This window comes from Kitasatospora sp. NPDC001119, from assembly GCF_053598475.1.
On the sequence record NZ_JBSFKI010000014.1, the window covers coordinates 177477 to 195049 of the forward strand.

Below are 17573 nucleotides of genomic sequence, written 5' to 3' on the forward strand. Positions count from 1 at the left end.
CGTGGCCGACGCAACAGAACAGCTCACCGACCACACCGAATCCAGGACAGGCAGCCGTGCGCGACCAGCTCAAGACCGAGGCGGAGCAGCCGCCCGCCGTCCCGGGCCAGCGCCGCCAGGTCCCGGCCGCGACAGCGGGCCCGACACCGCCGGCCCCGGGCCTGACGGCGGCCCCGGTCCCGGCCCTGGCAGTGGCCCCGGCCGCCGCGCGACGGACGGGCGCACGACCGGAGCGCACCGAGATGGCGGACCGCCTGGCGTACCTCGACTCGGCGACCCGGCGGATCAACAGCGCCCTCGACCTCGCCGCGACGCTGCGCAACATCGGCCGGGTGCTGGTCCCGACGCTCGCCGACGCCGCCGTCATCCACCTGCGCGACCCGCTGCCCAACGTCGAACGCGAACCCGGGTTCCCGGAGGAGCTGCGGATACACCACAGCACCGGCACCCGGATCGGCCGCCGCGGCCGCCCGAGCGGCATGGACGACCGGCGCCGCTCCCGCTACGGCGCCCGCTCGACCGCCGACGGCGGCCCGGCCACCCCGGTGACCCGCGGCGGGGCGCTCGCCCACGCCCTGCTGAGCCGCCGCCCCGCCGACCCCGCCGTCCTCGGCACCCCCTCCGCCGAGCGCGCCGAGACGCTGCTGCGCGAGCTGTACGGCACCCGCGGGGTGGCCCGGCTGGCCGCCGGCACCTCCGTCCTCGCCCTGCCGCTGCGCGGCCGCAAGGCCGTGCTCGGGCTGCTGATACTGATCCGCCGCCCTCCCGAACGCACCGGCCGCCCGGTCTTCGACGCCGCGGACACCGCGACCGCGGCGCACCTCGCCACCCAGGCCGGGCTGGCCGTGGACACCGCGCTGCGCTACGCCCGCGAGTGGGAGATCGCCAACGAGCTCCAGCGCAGCATGCTGCCGCTGCGCCTGCCGCAGTCGCACGGCGTCCGGATCGCCCAGCGCTACCTGCCCGGTGAGCGCGGCGCGCAGGTCGGCGGGGACTGGTACGACGCCGTCCCGCTGCCCGGCAACCGGGTCGCCCTGATCGTCGGCGACGTGATGGGCCACTCGCTCACCTCGGCCGCCATCATGGGCCAGCTGCGCACCAGCGCCCAGACCCTGGCCGCCCTCGACCTGCCGCCGCACGAGGTGCTCTACCACCTGGACGAGCAGGCCCAGCGGCTCGGCCGCGAACAGCACCTGGCCACCTGCGTCTACGCGGTGTACGACCCGATCGCCAACCGGGTGGTGATGGCCAACGCCGGGCACGTCCCGCCGGTGCTGGTCCGCCCGGACGGCACCGCCGAGCTGGTCGAGCTGGACTCCGGGGCGCCGATCGGCGTCGGCGGGGTGGACTTCAACTCCGTCGAACTGCCCGCGCCGCCCGGCTCGGCGCTGCTGCTGTTCACCGACGGCCTGGTGGAGACCCGCACCCGCCCGATCAGCGACGGCCTGGAGGTGCTGCGCGCCCGGATCGCCGCCGCCCGCTGGCAGTCCCCCGAGCAGCTGTGCCAGGAGGCGCTGCGGATCCTGCCGCCCGGCGACCGGGGCGACGACATCGCGCTGCTCGGCGCCTGCTTCGACGGCATCCCGGCCGGGGACGTCGCGCACTGGTACCTCCAGCCGCGCAACGAGACGCCGGGCCGGGCCCGCCGGCTGGCCGCGCACACGCTGCGCCGCTGGGGGCTGGACGGGCTCAGTGAGGCGACCGAGCTGATGGTCAGCGAGCTGGTGACCAACGCCGTCCAGCACGCGACCCGGCCGGTCACCCTGAGCCTGGTGCGCACCACCCGGCTGCGCTGCGAGGTCGGCGACGACAGCCCGCTGCTGCCGCGCCCGCGCCGCACCGGGCCGGAGGACGAACGCGGGCGCGGGCTGCAGATAGTCGCCCGGTGCGCGGACCGCTGGGGCGCGACCAGGCTGGGCACCGGCAAGGTGGTCTGGTTCGAGCAGCGGCTGCCCGTCCAGACCTGACGGCGCCCGGCGGGAACGGGTCCCGCCGGACGCCCGGACCTGCCCCCGGGTCTCAGACCCGGGCGGGCTCCCGCGCCGGCCCCTTCTCCAGCTCGGCGATCAGCTGCTCGCCCTCCATGTCGACCTTCGGCACGACCTTCTCCAGCCGCTTCGGGAACCACCAGGCGGCCCGGCCGAACAGCGCCATCGCGGCCGGCACCAGCGCCATCCGCACCACGAAGGCGTCCACCAGCACGCCCACCGCGAGGGCGAAGCCGATCGGCTGGACGATCGGGTCGTGGCCGAAGACGAACGAGCCGAACACCGCCACCATGATCAGCGCGGCCGCCGTGACCACCCGGGCCCCGTTCTTCACCCCGCCGACGACCGCCTCGCGCGGCGCCGCCCCGTGGACGTGCTGCTCCTTCATCCCGGAGACCAGGAACAGCTCGTAGTCCATCGCCAGTCCGAACAGCACGCCGATCAGCAGGATCGGCACGAAGCTCACCACCGGCCCGACCTTGGGCACGTCGATCAGCCCGTCCAGCCAGCCCCACTGGTAGACCGCGACCACCGCGCCGAGCGAGGCGGTGATGCTGAGCAGGAAGCCGGCCACCGCCTTGAGCGGGACGAGCACCGAGCGGAACGCCAGCGCCAGCAGCACCAGCGCGATCCCGACGATCACCGCGAGAAACGGCGGCAGCGCCTGGCCGAGCTTGGTGGAGACGTCGATGTTGGCGGCGGTGGTGCCGGTGACGGCGATGTCCGCGCCGGTCGCCGCCCTGAGCTCCGCCTTCTGGCCGCGGATCTCGTTGACCAGCGCCTTGGTGTCCTCGTGGTCCGGGCCGGTCCGCGGGATGACGGTCACCAGCGCGGTGCCGCTCGCCTGGTCGACGGTCGGCGGCAGCAGCGTCGCCACGCCGTCGAGGGTCTGGAGCTTCGCGGCCACGCCCTGCACCGCCTGCTCGGGCCGCGGCGCGCCGTGGGCGTCCACCACGACCACCAGCGGCGCGTTGAAGCCCGGCCCGAAGCCCTCGCCCACCAGGTCGTACGCCTTGCGCGCGTCCGTCCCGGCGGCCTGCGAACCGCCGCTCGGCAGGCCGAGGTTCAGGCTCGCGGCGGGCACCGCCAGGGCGCCCAGTCCGGCCAGCCCGACCAGCAGGACGGGCAGCGGGCGGCGGACCACGAAGCGGCCCCAGCGCTCTCCCAGGGTGGTGCGGCTGTTGGTGGTCAGGGCCCGCTTCCAGACCGGCAGCCGGTCGATGGCGCGGCCGGTGAAGCCCAGCACGGCGGGCAGCAGCGTGATCGCGACCAGGACGGCCACCACGACGGCCGCGGAGGCGGCCAGGCCCATCACGGTGAGGAAGGGGACGCCCGCGACGGAGAGCCCGGCGAGCGCGACGACCACGGTCAGACCGGCGAAGACGACGGCGCTGCCGGCGGTCGCGGTGGCCCGGGCGGCGGCCTCCTCCGGCGCCAGGCCCTCGTCCAGGTGGCGGCGGTACCGGAAGAGGATGAACAGCGCGTAGTCGATGCCGACCGCGAGGCCGACCATCAGGGCCAGCACCGGCGCGGTGGTGATGATCTCGAAGGAGCCGGTGAGCGCCAGCAGGCCGGCCATCGTCACGCCGACGCCGACCAGCGCGGTCAGCAGCGGCAGCCCGGCGGCGACCAGCGTGCCGAGGGTGACCACCAGGACCACCCCGGCCACCACCAGGCCGATCGCCTCGCTGGCGCCCTCGATCTGGGCCATGGTGTTGTAGGCGTCGCCGCCGAAGGCCACTTCGAGCCCGGCCGCGCGGGCCGGCTCGGCGGCGGCCTTCACGGCCTCGCGCTGCCCGTCGGTGACGTCGGCGAGCTTGTGGTCGAAGGAGACCAGGGCGATCGCGACCTTCCCGTCCGGCGAGAGCGCGCCGGTGGCGTACGGGTCGGGCACCGCGGCCACGCCCGGCACCTGGGCCATCCGGGCGACGGCCTCGCCGACCGCCCGGCCCGCCTCGGGCGTCCCGATGCCGCCGGGGGCGCCGGCGGCGAAGACGACCTGCGCGGAGCCGTGGCCCTGCGCCGGGAAGGTGTCCTTGATCCGGTCCAGGGTGGCCTGCGCCTCGGTGCCCGGGACCTTGAACTCGTCGGTGGTCTTGCCGGCGAAGGCGCCCGCGGCCCCACCGACGGCGATGAGCAGGGCGATCCAGACGACGACGACGGCCCGCCGTCGCCGGAAGCAGAAGCGGCCCAGTCGGTACAGGTACGTGGCCATCGGCGGTCCCTCGGGTCGGTCAGGGCAGGTCGCGTCCCACCGTAGACCGAACTTTGTCGGGTGACAAAGTTGACCGACAAGATCGTGCGACGCAGTTGCCCGACCATGGCGCTACCCTGGCGGGATGGCACACGTCCCCGCCTCCGAACGCCGACCGCAACTGGTCCAGGCCGCCATCGACCTGATGACCAGGGAGGGGATCGCGGCCGGCAGCACCCGCGCGATCGCGGCCGAGCTGGGCGTGGCGCAGGCGACGGTGCACTACACCTTCGGCACCAAGAAGGACCTCTACCGGGCGATCGTCGAGCGGCTGACCTCCGACTTCGTCGGCGAGGTGCGCGCCGCCTCCCCGGGCGACGGCGCGTTCGGCGAGCAGGTCCGCACCCTGGTGCAGGCGCTCTGGGAGGCCGCCACCGGCGAGCACGGGCACTGCGTGCTGCTGAGCGAGTTCGGGGCGCTGGCGCTGCGCGACCCGGACATGCGGGAGATCATGCTGGAGATGCAGCACGACATCGAGGGCACCGCCGTCGAGATGCTCGACGCCCTCGCGGCCGCCCACGGCCTGACCCTGGCACTGCCCGCCCGCCGGATCGCCGTCCACTTCCTCGGCGGCTTCGACGGCCTGACGGCCCGCCACCTGACCCTGCGCAACCCCGGCGACCGGCCCGACCCGGACACCCTGGAGGCGCTGGAGCTGCTGGTCGCCACGACGGTCGGACTCTGCCTGGGCACCCCGGCCGCCCACCCCGAGCCGGGCTGGCACGGGGACCGGGACGGGCTCTGAGCCGGGGCTGGCCCTAGGACACGATCCGGACCGGCAGCTCGACCAGCACCTCGCGCAGCGCGGCCGCGAAGCGCTCGTACTCGGCGCTGCGGGCCGAGCCCGGCCGGACGGCCAGCCCGATCCGGCGGCCGGGCGCCGGGGCGGCGAAGCGGACGGCGGCCAGCCGGTCGGTGCGCCCGGCCTCGACGTCCAGTGCGGTGGCGGGCAGCAGGGTCACCCCGAGGCCGCCGGCGACCAGCTGGACCAGGGTGGACAGGCCGGCCGCGCGGGTGGTCGAGCCCGCCGGGTCGGCGCCGACCTCGCGGCAGATGTCGAGCGCCTGGTCGCGCAGGCAGTGGCCCTCCTCCAGCAGCAGGACCTCCAGGTCGAGCAGCACGTCGCGCGGCACGTCGATCCTCCCGGCGAGCGGGTGGGTGGGCGGCGTGAGCAGGACGAAGTCCTCGTCGAACAGCGGGATGTCCCTGGTCGGCGAGGTCCCGCCGGCCGGCAGCGCGAGCAGCAGGACGTCCAGCCGGCCAGCGGCCAGGCCCTCCAGCAGCGAGGGGGTGCGCTCCTCGTGGACGTGCGGCTCCAGGTCCGGGAAGCGGTCGCGGACCAGCCGCAGCACGGTGGGCAGCAGGTAGGGCGCGACGGTCGGGATGACGCCTAGGTGCAGCGGCCCGGTGAACGGGCGGCGGGCGGCCTCGACCTCCTCGGTGAGGGCCTGCAGCGAGGCGAGCACCCGGCGGGCGTGCTGGTGCACGCGCTCCCCCAATGGGGTGACAATCACCTTGCGCGTCGTACGCTCGACCAGTTGTGCGCCCAGCGACTCCTCCAGCGCCGCGACCGCCCCGGACAGCGCGGGCTGGCTGGTCCCGGTGGCGGCGGCGGCCTCCCGGAAGTGCCGGTGCTCGGCCACCGCGACGAAGGCCCGCAGCTGGGCGACGGTCGGGGTGCGAGGGCTGCGGACTGTGGCGCTCGCCACAGTCGGGTCGGCCTTCGTGCCGCCGTTCCTGCGGGAACCCGGCCGCGACGTGGGGGATTCGTTACTGATAACAATCTCCGATCAGACACATCCAGTGTAGCTATTTCCCTGATCAGTCCACGATGTGGAACTGTGAGCGGTGTCCGGATTCCGGACAAAGCTCCCCTCATCTCACTTCAGGAGAAGCGAACGTGCTCACGATCGGTGACAAGTTCCCCGAGTTCGACCTCAAGGCCTGTGTCGACCTGGATGCCGCGAGCGCCTTCGCCGACATCGACCACAAGTCCTACGAGGGCAAGTGGAAGGTCGTCTTCTTCTGGCCGATGGACTTCACCTTCGTCTGCCCGACCGAGATCGCCGCGTTCGGCAAGCTGAACGACGAGTTCGCCGACCGCGACGCCCAGATCCTCGGCGTCTCCGGCGACTCCGAGTTCGTGCACCACGCCTGGCGCAAGGACCACAAGGACCTGCGCGACCTGCCCTTCCCGATGCTGGCCGACATCAAGCACGAGCTGATGCGCGCCTGCGGCGTCGAGGGCGAGGACGGCACCGCCCAGCGCGCCGTCTTCATCGTCGACCCGAACAACGAGATCCAGTTCGTCATGGTCACCGCCGGCTCCGTCGGCCGTAACCCCAAGGAGGTCCTGCGGGTGCTGGACGCCCTGCAGACCGACGAGCTGTGCCCGTGCAACTGGAACAAGGGCGAGGACACCCTCGACGCCCAGGCCCTGCTGGCGGGCTGACCCATGGCTCTCGACGACCTGAAGGCCGCCCTCCCGGACTACGCCAAGGACCTCAAGCTCAACCTGGGTTCGGTCATCGGCAACTCCGACCTCCCCGCCCAGCAGCTCTGGGGCACCGTGCTGTCCTGCGCGATGGCCACCCGCAGCCCCGGCCTGCTGCGCGAGCTGGAGCCCGAGGCCAAGGCCAACCTCTCCCCGGAGGCGTACACCGCCGCCAAGGGCGCGGCCGCGATCATGGGGATGAACAACGTCTACTACCGGACGCTGCACCTGCTCTCCGACAAGGAGTACAGCACGATGCGGGCCGGTCTGCGGATGAACATCATCGGCACCCCGGGCGTCGAGAAGGTCGACTTCGAGCTCTGGTGCTTCGCGGTCTCGGCCATCAACGGCTGCGGCCAGTGCCTCGACTCGCACGAGGCCGTGCTGCGCAAGGCCGGCGTCGAGCGCGAGGTCGTCCAGGCCTCGATGAAGATCGCCGCCGTCCTCCAGGCCGTGGCCGGCGTCCTCGACTCCGAGGCCGCCCTGGCGGACGTCACCGCCTGACGCACCCCGGCACCCCGACGGGCCCCTCCCGGACACCATGTCCGCGAGGGGCCCGTCGTCGCTCTCCCGCGCCGGTCGCCCCGGCACGGCGGGGGTCAGTCGGTGGCGGGCGCGGCCGACGGGGCGGGGTGGGCGGCCGCAGTGCGCTCGGCGGCGGGTTCGGCCGCGCGCCCCGCCGTACGCTCGGCGGCCTCACGGGCGGCTTCGAGTGCTGTGAAGACGGCCTGGCCGGCCTCGTTGCGGCGGCGCAGGTGGGCGACCACGGTGTTGGTGACGGCGATCAGCGGGACGGCGACCACCGCGCCGCCGATGCCGCCGATGATGCCGCCGGCCGCGACGCCGAGCACGACGCCGAGCGGGTGGACCCGGACGGCCCGGCCGAGGATCAGCGGCTGGAGGATGTGGCTCTCCACCTGCATCACCGCGACCAGCACCACCAGCACCATCAGCGCCGTCCACGGCCCCTGGGTGACCAGCGCGATCAGCACCGCCACGGTGCCGGTGATCAGCGCGCCGACCAGCGGGACGAAGGCGCCCAGGAAGATGATCACGGCCAGCGGCAGCGCCAGCGGCACGCCCAGCAGGTCGACGCCGATGCCGATGCAGAGCGCGTCGATGAAGGCCACGCACACCGTGCCGCGCACGTAGGCGGTGAGCGTCGCCCAGGCCTTCGGGCCGGCCCCGGCCATCGCGAACCGGGAGTGCCGGGGCAGGCCGCGCAGCGCCCAGTTCCAGATCTTCGCGCCGTCGTAGAGGAAGAAGAAGGTGGTGAAGAAGGTCATCAGCAGCGCGGTCAGCACCTCGACGGCGATCTGCGCGCCGGTGATCGAGGCCGAGGTGAGCTGATCGGTGTTGGTGGTGATGGCCTTGGTGATCTGGTTGGCGAAGTCGGTGATCTGCTGCTGGGTCAGGTGCAACGGCCCGGTGACCAGCCAGTCCCGCAGCTGGTTGACGCCGGTCTTCACCTGGGTGGTGACGTCCGAGAGGTTGGTCGACACCTGCCAGACGACGAACCAGCCGACCAGCCCGATCCCGGCCAGACCGCTCAGGAAGACCCCGCCCGCCGCCAGCGAGCGCGGCACCCCGTGCCGGCGCAGCCAGGAGACCGAGGGCTCCAGCAGCGCGGTGATCAGCAGCGAGGCCAGCACCGAGAAGGCCACCAGCCGCAGCATGTCGACCACGTAGAAGACGACGTAGAGCGCGGCGCCGAGCAGCAGCAGCCGCCAGGTCGACTCGGCGGCCACCCGCAGGCCCCACGGCACCGCCTCGGCGGGCGTGGCCGGGCGGCCGGGGTGGTACTCCCGCCCGAGCCCGACGTGCGCGGCCGGGGCGGCCGGGGCCGGTTGGGCCACCGGAGCCGTCGGGGCCGGCGCGGCGGACGGCGGGACCGGCTCGGCCGCCGGGGCCGGGTCGGCCTGCGGCACCGGAACGGCCCGCGGGACCGGGACGGGGCCCGGCGCCTCGACGAGTGCCGGGACGTGCCCGTCCACGAGCGCCGGCACCGGCCCTTCGGCCAGTGCCGGTTCGTGCGGGTCGGCCGCCATCGCGGCACGCCGGCGCCGTTCGATCACGGCGGCCGCGCTCGCCACCACGGCCATGCCCTTGGCCACGGCCTTGAAGGCCTTTCCGCCCCGCGCCATCCTCGCTACCACCGCTCCCCTGCCGAACCCGCCGTGTCCGGCGGTACGCCGCGGGTCCTGCCGCGGCCGTCAGGGATGACGCTACCCGCCGGAGGAGCGGCGAGTCCGGTCGCCGGTCCGTTCGACTCGAACCGTCCATCCCGATGAACCGGACAAAACGCAAGGTTCCATGCGGTTTCGGACACGGTTCACCGGGGAGGAGTCGGGACGAGACCCCGGAGCCCAGCCGCCGAGGTCGCCCCACGGCCAACCGCCGGCGGACCGGCCGGTGCGGGGAGCAACCAGGACCCCTCCCCGCGCCCCGCGTCCGCAACCGGGGCCGCACCGCCCGAGGGCGCACTGGTCAGCGCCGCCCGGGCGGCGCGGTCCGCCCCCTCGCCGCGAACCGGAGAGAACAGCCGGGCCGGAGAACGCCACGGCCCCCGGTCGCTCGCCCGAGGAGGGCGAACGGCCGGGGGCCGGGTGGAACCGCGCCGCCGGAGCGGCAGCCGTTTCCTAGTACCAGTTGTGCGCCTGCCAGAACGACCACGCACCGCAGGGGCTGCCGTAGCGGGAGTTCATGTAGCCGACGCCCCACTTGATCTGGGTGGCCGGGTTGGTGCGCCAGTCGGCACCGGCCGAGGCCATCTTGGTGCCGGGCAGCGCCTGGACCAGACCGTAGGCGCCGGAGCTCTTGTTGGTCGCGGTGTAGTCCCAGCCGCTCTCGCGCTTCACGATCTGGCTGAAGCACTGGAACTGCGCGTCGTTGCCGACGATCTGCCGGGCCAGGTCCTGGACCGAGCCGGGGCTGACCGAGACGGGCGGCGCGCTGTCCTCCACCGCGCTCATCGCGGAGCGGGACTTGGAACGGTTCGCGGCGGCCTCGTCGGCCTTGCGCTTGTCGTCCGCGGCCTTGGCGGCCTTCTCCGCGTCGGCCTTGGCCTGGGCGTCGGCCTTCGCCTGGGCGTCCGCGGCGGCCTGCTGGCGCGCGGCCTCCTCGGCGGCCTTCTGCTCCGCGGCGGCCTTGGCGGCTGCGTCGGCGGAGGCCTGCTGGGCGGATGCCTGCTGGCCGATGTTGTCACTGATGGTCTGCGCCTGGGCGCCAGAGGGGACTTCGGCAAGCAGGGTCGCGCCCGCGACGTCGACCGTCTGCGTCGTCTTGCCCTCGCTGCCCGAGGCCATGCCCACGACGGCACCGACAGCGGTGACGGCGGTGGCGGAGGCCACAGCGACTCCCCGGACCGAGATCCGAGTCACATGGATTCCTTCCAGCATCGCCCACGCGTGACCGTACGGGCGCAACATGCCCCTTGACACTGACCTCCGCACGGTGCACTGGTCACGGGAGGTGCTGGCCCGGCGTCCGGCCGAGGTGAGTCGACCAGGCGTTGGAATCGGGCGGCGTACGGCTCAACGTTCTTCAATTGTGCGTCCACCGACCGGAGTTGGTGGACCTTCCGGGGCCTGACCTCCGGTGGCCGGAAGCCCTGCCGCGCCGTACGCGGGGCCTGACAGAACCCTCACCATGCCGCACCGGGTACGGTCGACGCAATTCCCGCCCGCGTGGCGCATGTCACATTCACCGCATGGCAGTTCCCCGGACGGAAAGCACTCGATGTGATGAAACGGACGGGGCCCGCTCCCTCAGGAGCGGGCCCCCGGCCATGAGTTGACCGTATTGTCCGACTATGCCCTCGGAGGGCGGATCACGGGTGGATGTCCTCCAGCATCTCCGTGACCAGCGCCGCGATCGGCGAACGCTCCGAGCGGGTGAGCGTGATGTGGGCGAAGAGCGGATGACCCTTCAGCTTCTCCACCACCGCCACCACGCCGTCGTAGCGGCCCACCCGGAGGTTGTCCCGCTGCGCCACGTCGTGGGTGAGCACCACCCGCGAGCCCTGGCCGATCCGGGACAGCACCGTCAGCAGGACGTTCCGCTCCAGCGACTGCGCCTCGTCCACGATCACGAAGGCGTCGTGCAGCGAGCGCCCCCGGATGTGGGTCAGCGGCAGCACCTCCAGCATCCCGCGGGAGATGACCTCCTCGATCACGTCCGGGGTGGTGACGGCGGAGAGGGTGTCGAAGACCGCCTGCGCCCAGGGGCCCATCTTCTCCGCCTCGGAACCGGGCAGGTAGCCCAGCTCCTGCCCGCCGACCGCGTACAGCGGCCGGAAGACCATCACCTTGCGGTGCTGCCTCCGCTCCAGCACCGCTTCCAGCCCCGCGCACAACGCCAGCGCCGACTTCCCGGTGCCGGCCCGGCCGCCCATCGAGACGATCCCGATCTCCGGGTCGAGCAGCAGGTCCAGCGCCACCCGCTGCTCGGCGCTGCGCCCGCGCAGCCCGAACGCCTCGCGCTCCCCGCGCACCAGCCGCACCCGGCCGTCGCCGGTGACCCGGCCGAGCGCGCGGCCGCGCTCCGAGGTCAGCACCAGTCCGGTGTGGACCGGCAGCTCGGCGGCCCCGTCGACGTCCACCCCCGCGTCGTGGCCGACCGAGAAGAGCGCGTCCACCTGATCGGCCGGGACGTGCAGCTCGGTCATGCCCGTCCAGCCGGAGGTGATCGCCAGCTCGGCCCGGTACTCCTCGGCGAGCAGGCCCACCGAACTGGCCTTGATCCGCAGCGGCAGGTCCTTGGACACGACGGTGACGTCGTAGCCCTCGGCCTGGAGGTTGCGGGCGACCGCGAGGATCCGGGTGTCCGCCTCACCGCCGCCGGCCCGGTAGCCGACCGGCAGTATCGACACGTCGGAGTGGTTGAGCTCGACCCGGATGGTGCCGCCGAGCTCGCCGACCGGGATCGGCTCGTCGAGCCGACCGTGCCGGATGCGGTAGTCGTCGAGCAGCCGCAACGCCTGGCGGGCGAAGTAGCCCAGCTCCGGGTGGTGCCGCTTGGCCTCCAGCTCGGTGACGACCACCACCGGGAGGACGACCTCGTGCTCCTCGAAGCGGGTCATGGCGAGCGGGTCCGCCAGGAGCACGCTGGTGTCGAGAACGTACGTGCGCCGGTCTGGTGTCCGGCGGCTCTTGGAACTGACCACTAGGCCTCCAGAGCGGATGACCCTGCGTCATCCGCGGCAAGCCGGCCCCCGCTGCCCCGGTGGCCTCGGGACCGGACTGACTGGAGTATTCCCAGGCGGGGAACGGTGCATTCGCGCCCCCGGCGAACTGACGGATCATTGCCGGTGAACGTTTGGCCTCGCCCGGGCGCCGGGTAGGCCAGGCCTACGGCGGTCATTTCCTCCGGACGGCCGGACCTGGGACGACGGCCCCCGGACACGGGGTCACCGCCCCAGAGGGCGCGGGGCACCGGCCCCGGGGACGCCGGGCTGGAACCGGCCGATCCGGGACTACAGCCCCAGCCGCCGGTGGCGCTGCTCGTAGGCGCGCAGCGCGCGCAGGAAGTCGACCTTGCGGAAGGCCGGCCAGTACGCCTCGCAGAAGTAGAACTCGCTGTGCGCGCTCTGCCAGAGCAGGAAGCCGGACAGCCGCTGCTCGCCCGAGGTGCGGATGATCAGGTCCGGGTCGGGCTGGTTGCGGGTGTACAGGTGCTCGGCGATGTGCTCGACGGTCAGGACCTCGGCCAGTTCCTCGATCGAGGTGCCGCGTCCGGCCTGCTCCTGGAGCAGCGAGCGGACGGCGTCGGCGATCTCGTGCCGACCGCCGTAGCCGACCGCGACGTTGACCGTTATCCCGTCGATGTCGGCGGTCTGGTCGGCGGCCCGCTTGAGCACGTCGGCGGTGTGCTGGGGCAGCAGGTCCAGCGCGCCGACCGGGTTGACCCGCCAGCGGCGGGCGGCGGCCAGGCCGGTGACGGCGTCCTCGATGATGCCGAGCAGCGGGACGAGCTCGTCGGCCGGGCGGTCCAGGTTGTCGGTGGAGAGCATCCAGAGGGTGACGACCTTGACGTGGGTCTCATCGCACCAGCCGAGGAACTCGCTGATCTTGTCGGCGCCGCGCTGGTGGCCGTACGCGGTGGAGCCGCCCGCCGCCTTGGCCCAGCGGCGGTTGCCGTCCAGGATCACGCCGATGTGGCGCGGGGTGCTCGCGAGGTGGACCTCGACCCGTCGCCCGTAGAGCCCGTACATCCCGCCGAGCAGGGTGCGCAGCCCCGGCGTCCGTTCGGCGACATCGCGCAGACCCATGTTTCCCGGCCCCTCCGTGCTCGTTGCAACTGGTGCGTCTCCGCCCCCGGCGCAGCCTACTCCGGCGCGCAGGTGCACAGTAAAGCCGCAGGTAGCGGTCTGGTCACGGTCCTGTACGAAGTCTGTCCCGACGGGCGTGTCGGGGGTCCTCCGGACGGGTGGCGGGGCCTCCGCGGGGCCTCCGCGGGGTCGCTGCGGGGCCTCCGGGGCGCGGACACGGAACGGTCTCCGAATCCTTAACGGAACCGTAAGCCGTTCTTCCGATGCTTGACGACCAGCAATGGTCTAGTCCAGCTTTTGATCCGGGACGGAACGATCCTCCTGCTCCGCCCCGCAGGCTCACTTCGGACCTCCCCTCCCCCACACGCGGCCGCCGCGCCCCCCACCGCGGCGGCCGCTCCTCCCCCAGGAGCGTCACCCCATGGCCCGTACGCTGAACCAGCCTTCGCACAAGCGCCGGCGCAGCCCCCTCCCGGCCGTCGCGGCCGGCGCCACCGCCCTCGCCCTGGCCGGCGGCGGCCTCGCCCTCTTCGCCGGCGGCGCCAGCGCGGCGGTCGGCAACCTGGTCGCCAACGGCGGCTTCGACGGCGGGCTCGGCGGCTGGACCTGCACCGGCGCCGCGACCACGGTGTCCTCCCCGGTCCACTCCGGCACCGGCGCGCTCCAGGCCACCCCGGGCGCCGGCGACACCGCCGAGTGCGCCCAGACCATCAGCGTGCTGCCCAACACCAGCTACACGCTGAGCGCGTGGGTCCAGGGCCCGTACGTCTACCTCGGCGCGCGCGGCACCGGCGGCACCGACCCGTCCGCGTGGTCGAACCAGAACAGCTGGAACCAGCTGTCCACCACCTTCACCACCGGGGCGAACGCCACCAGCGTCACCGTCTACCTGCACGGCTGGTACGGCCAGAGCGCCTACCTGGCCGACGACGTCGCACTGGTCGGCCCCGGCGGCACCGGCACCCCGTCGCCGACCGCGCCCCCCACGCCGACCCCGACGCCGACGGCCACCGCCTCCCCCACGGCCACCGCGACGCCCACCCAGACGGCGACCCCGACCCCCACCGGGACGCCCACCCAGACCCCGACGGCGACCCCCACCGCCACGCCGACCAGCACCACCCCGCCGGTCACCGGCCTGCCCGCCCACGCGGTCACCGGCTACTGGCAGAACTTCGACAACGGCTCGACCGCGCAGCGGCTGAGCGACGTCCAGAGCGCGTACGACATCATCGCGGTCTCCTTCGCCGACGCCGTGCCGACCAGGACCGGCGCGATCAGCTTCACCCTGGACCCGGGCCTGTCCAAGGCCCTCGGCGGCTACACCGACGCCCAGTTCCGCGCCGACGTCAAGGCCAAGCAGGCGGCCGGCAAGAAGGTCATCCTCTCCATCGGCGGCCAGAACGGCGCGATCACCGTCGGGGACGCCACCGCCGGCGCCAACTTCACCAACAGCGCCTACGCGATCATCAAGGACTACGGCTTCGACGGCATCGACGTCGACCTGGAGAACGGCGTCCAGGCCGGTCCGCTCGGCGACGCGCTGCACGCCCTGCAGGCCAAGGTCGGCCCCGGCTTCGTCCTGACCATGGCCCCCGAGACCATCGGGATGTACAACACCTCCGGCGCCTACTTCCAGCTGGCGCTGAAGACCAAGGACATCCTCACCGTCGTCAACACCCAGTTCTACAACTCGGGCGGCATGAACGGCTGCGACGGCAAGGTCTACAACCAGGGCACCATCGACTTCATCACCGCGCAGGTCTGCACCCAGATCCAGGGCGGCCTGCGGCCGGACCAGGTCGGCATCGGCGTCCCGGCCTCCAGCCGGGCGGCGGGCGGCGGCTACGTCTCGCCGACCGTGGTGAACAACGCGCTGGACTGCCTGGCCACCGGTAACAACTGCGGCAGCTTCGTGCCGCCGGCCAAGTGGCCGACCATCCGCGGCGCGATGACCTGGTCGACCAACTGGGACGCCAACAACGGCAACGCGTTCTCCAACACGGTCGGCCCGTTCGTCCACAAGATGCCGTGACGGCCGGGAGGCCGTGACCCCCTAGAGCCCAACTCCCCCGGCGCGCCGCTCCTTGAGGGTGGGGCCTGCGCGTCGGCGGCGGGGCCCGTCGTACCGACCGGTACGGCGGGCCCTTCCGTTTCCCCTGTCCCCTCTATTAGGGGCGGGGTCCGGAAGGGGCGGTGGCGGGGTCCTCCGGGGGCCGGGAGCGGGGTGGACCGGAGGCCGGGGCGGCTCCCGGTCGTCGCCTGGTACGGCTCCGCTCACCGCGCCAGGACCGCGGTGAGCGCGCCGAGCAGCAGGAACGGGCCGACCGGGAGGTCGAGCCCGCGCACCGGGCGGCGGCGGGCCAGCGCGGCGGCGGCCCGCAGGGTGCCCCATAGCCCGGCGAGCACCATCGCGGCGAACAGCCCGCCGAGCGCCACCGACCAGCCGAACCAGCCGAGCAGCCCGCCCAGGGCGAGCCCGAGCGGGGAGTCCCCGGGGCCCAACGCGCCCAGCCAGACGGCCAGTTCGAGGACGCCCCCGACCGCCAGCGCGACCAGCAGGCAGCGCAGCAGCGCGCCCGGGTCCCGCTCGGCCTGCGCCGCGACCAGCAGCAGCGCCGCCACCCCGCCGAGCAGCGGCACGGTCAGCCCGTACGGCAGCCGGCGCACCCGCGCGTCGACGAAGCCGAGCGCCACGCCGAGCGCCGCCGCCCAGCCCAGGGCCAGGGTCACCACCACCAGGCGGTCCGCCGCGTACGCCACCGCGACCGCGACCGCCGCCGCGACCGCCTCCACCGTCCAGGGGCCGGCGCCCAGCCGCTCCCGGCAGCCCGGGCAGCGCCCGGTCGGCGGCAGCAGCCGCACCGCGCGCCCGCAGGACGGGCAGGCCTCGCACCAGGGTTCGCCCTCCGGCACCGCGAAGCGGGCGATCCGCCCGCGCAGCGGCGGAGCCGCCAGGAGACCGACCAGCACCGCCGCGACCACGACCGGGACCACCGGCGCACCCCCTCCTCGACCGACACGACCGGCCACATCCTCCCGCGCCGGGCGTGTGCCGTCCGTCTCGTTCCACGGAACGGCGCGGCGGCGCTCCTCGCATACAGGAGCATTCCGGACATTCGACTGCCGGTTCACAAGGCCGCCCGCCGCCCCCGCCTGCCGATCCAAGGGGGCCGTTCCGACCCTCCGAAGCACCCCCACGGAGACCCGCCGCACGGCCCCTCCGTACCCCTAAAGTAGGCGGACATGCAGGTCATCCAGTCCAGCAAGCTCGCCAATGTCTGCTACGACATCCGCGGACCGGTACTCGACGAGGCGATGCGGCTGGAGGAACAGGGCCACCGCATCCTCAAGCTCAACACCGGCAACCCGGCCACCTTCGGTTTCGAGGCGCCCCCGGAGATCCTCCAGGACATCCTGCGCAACCTCGCCACCGCGCACGGCTACGGCGACTCCAAGGGCCTGCTCTCCGCCCGCCGCGCGGTGGTCATGCACTACGAGGACCGCGGGCTGCACGGCCTCTCCGTCGACGACGTCTTCCTCGGCAACGGCGTCTCCGAACTGATCCAGCTGGCCATGACCGCGCTGCTGGACGACGGCGACGAGGTGCTCGTCCCGGCCCCGGACTACCCGCTGTGGACCGCCTCGGTCTCGCTGGCCGGCGGCACCGCCGTGCACTACCGCTGCGACGAGCAGTCCGAGTGGTACCCGGACCTCGCCGACATCGAGGCCAAGGTCACCGATCGCACCAGGGCCATCGTGGTGATCAACCCGAACAACCCGACCGGCGCGGTCTACCCGCGCGAGGTGCTGGAGGGCATCGCCGAGATCGCCCGCCGGCACGACCTGGTGGTCTACGCGGACGAGATCTACGACAAGATCCTCTACGACGACGCCGAGCACGTCCCGCTGGCCACCCTGGCCCCGGACCTCTTCTGCGTCACCTTCAACGGGCTGTCCAAGGCGTACCGGGTCGCGGGCTTCCGCTCCGGCTGGATGGTGCTGTCCGGCGACCGGCACCGGGCCCGCAGCTACATCGAGGGCCTGACCGTGCTCGCCTCGATGCGGCTCTGCGCCAACATGCCGGCCCAGCACGCGGTGGCCGCCGCGCTCGGCGGGCGGCAGTCGATCCGCGACCTGGTGCTGCCCGGCGGCCGGCTGCACGCCTCGCGCGACGCCGCGTACAAGCTGCTCAACGACATCCCCGGGGTCAGCTGCGTCAAGCCCAAGGGCGCGCTGTACGCCTTCCCCCGGCTGGACCCCAAGGTCCACAAGATCAAGGACGACGCCCGGATGGTGCTCGACCTGCTGCGCTCCCAGCGCATCCTGCTGGTCCAGGGCACCGGCTTCAACTGGCCCGAGCCGGACCACTTCCGGCTGGTCACGCTGCCCCGGCCGGAGGAGATCACCGACGCGGTGACCCGGATCGGCGACTTCCTGAGCGGCTACGTCCAGCCGTAGCCACCGGGCTCGACGACACCCGGGACGGCTCCTGGGACGGCTCCCGGGAAAACACTACGGCCGGAGTTCCGGCCCGGGCGATCTCCTTGGTCGGGGGAAAATCGCCCG

13 protein-coding genes are annotated in these 17573 nt (G+C 73.4%); 6 read left to right on the plus strand and 7 right to left on the minus strand.

Annotated elements, in window-relative coordinates:
* The first annotated feature begins 56 nt into the window (after window positions 1-56).
* Complete coding sequence (locus tag ACWDD9_RS19510; RefSeq protein WP_449812144.1) at window positions 57-1967, plus strand: SpoIIE family protein phosphatase; 1911 nt, start codon at window positions 57-59, stop codon at window positions 1965-1967.
* Between the two features lie 52 nt (window positions 1968-2019).
* Here ACWDD9_RS19510 and ACWDD9_RS19515 read toward each other — a convergent pair whose 3' ends face one another.
* On the minus strand, window positions 2020-4203 hold the full coding sequence (locus ACWDD9_RS19515) for an MMPL family transporter (RefSeq protein WP_449812145.1): 2184 nt from the start codon (window positions 4201-4203) through the stop codon (window positions 2020-2022).
* 124 nt (window positions 4204-4327) lie between these two features.
* On the opposite strand from ACWDD9_RS19515, the gene ACWDD9_RS19520 reads away from it, so the two are divergent.
* Window positions 4328-4987, plus strand: a complete 660-nt coding sequence (locus ACWDD9_RS19520) for a TetR/AcrR family transcriptional regulator (RefSeq protein WP_449812146.1) — start codon at window positions 4328-4330, stop codon at window positions 4985-4987.
* 13 nt (window positions 4988-5000) lie between these two features.
* Here the strand turns inward: ACWDD9_RS19520 and ACWDD9_RS19525 are convergent, their stop codons facing one another.
* Entirely contained in the window at window positions 5001-5951 is a 951-nt protein-coding gene (locus tag ACWDD9_RS19525) for a LysR substrate-binding domain-containing protein (protein WP_082346232.1), read from the minus strand.
* 191 nt (window positions 5952-6142) lie between these two features.
* Between ACWDD9_RS19525 and ACWDD9_RS19530 the strand changes: the two genes are divergently transcribed.
* On the plus strand, window positions 6143-6694 hold the full coding sequence (locus ACWDD9_RS19530; RefSeq protein ID WP_074001325.1) for a peroxiredoxin: 552 nt from the start codon (window positions 6143-6145) through the stop codon (window positions 6692-6694).
* 3 nt (window positions 6695-6697) lie between these two features.
* The gene (locus tag ACWDD9_RS19535; protein WP_049659817.1) at window positions 6698-7240 is read left to right on the plus strand and encodes an alkyl hydroperoxide reductase; all 543 of its coding nucleotides are present in this window, start codon (window positions 6698-6700) and stop codon (window positions 7238-7240) included.
* A 95-nt stretch (window positions 7241-7335) separates the two neighbouring features.
* Here the strand turns inward: ACWDD9_RS19535 and ACWDD9_RS19540 are convergent, their stop codons facing one another.
* From ACWDD9_RS19540 to ACWDD9_RS19555, 4 genes are all read right to left on the minus strand, one after another.
* Window positions 7336-8880 carry an AI-2E family transporter gene (locus tag ACWDD9_RS19540; protein WP_449812147.1) on the minus strand — a complete coding sequence of 515 codons (1545 nt, stop codon included), beginning with the start codon at window positions 8878-8880 and terminating at the stop codon, window positions 7336-7338.
* A 495-nt stretch (window positions 8881-9375) separates the two neighbouring features.
* On the minus strand, window positions 9376-10116 hold the full coding sequence (locus ACWDD9_RS19545) for an aggregation-promoting factor C-terminal-like domain-containing protein (protein ID WP_049657857.1): 741 nt from the start codon (window positions 10114-10116) through the stop codon (window positions 9376-9378).
* Window positions 10117-10565: 449 nt separating this feature from the next.
* A complete protein-coding gene (locus ACWDD9_RS19550) occupies window positions 10566-11900 on the minus strand; it encodes a PhoH family protein (protein ID WP_049657856.1) in 1335 nt (444 codons plus the stop codon).
* Between the two features lie 309 nt (window positions 11901-12209).
* Window positions 12210-13004: an isoprenyl transferase gene (locus ACWDD9_RS19555; protein WP_181970663.1), complete on the minus strand. Its 795-nt coding sequence runs from the start codon at window positions 13002-13004 to the stop codon at window positions 12210-12212.
* A 421-nt stretch (window positions 13005-13425) separates the two neighbouring features.
* Here ACWDD9_RS19555 and ACWDD9_RS19560 point away from each other — a divergent pair, with 421 nt between their 5' ends.
* Window positions 13426-15039 (plus strand): chitinase, encoded by a 1614-nt coding sequence (locus ACWDD9_RS19560; protein WP_449812148.1) that lies wholly within the window; start codon window positions 13426-13428, stop codon window positions 15037-15039.
* A 242-nt stretch (window positions 15040-15281) separates the two neighbouring features.
* On the opposite strand, the gene ACWDD9_RS19565 is transcribed toward ACWDD9_RS19560, so the two are convergent.
* Window positions 15282-16001, minus strand: coding sequence for a hypothetical protein (locus ACWDD9_RS19565; protein ID WP_079271861.1), 720 nt, complete (start codon window positions 15999-16001; stop codon window positions 15282-15284).
* Between the two features lie 249 nt (window positions 16002-16250).
* Here ACWDD9_RS19565 and ACWDD9_RS19570 point away from each other — a divergent pair, with 249 nt between their 5' ends.
* Window positions 16251-17465, plus strand: coding sequence for a pyridoxal phosphate-dependent aminotransferase (locus ACWDD9_RS19570; protein ID WP_074001322.1), 1215 nt, complete (start codon window positions 16251-16253; stop codon window positions 17463-17465).
* The last annotated feature ends 108 nt before the right edge of the window (window positions 17466-17573 follow it).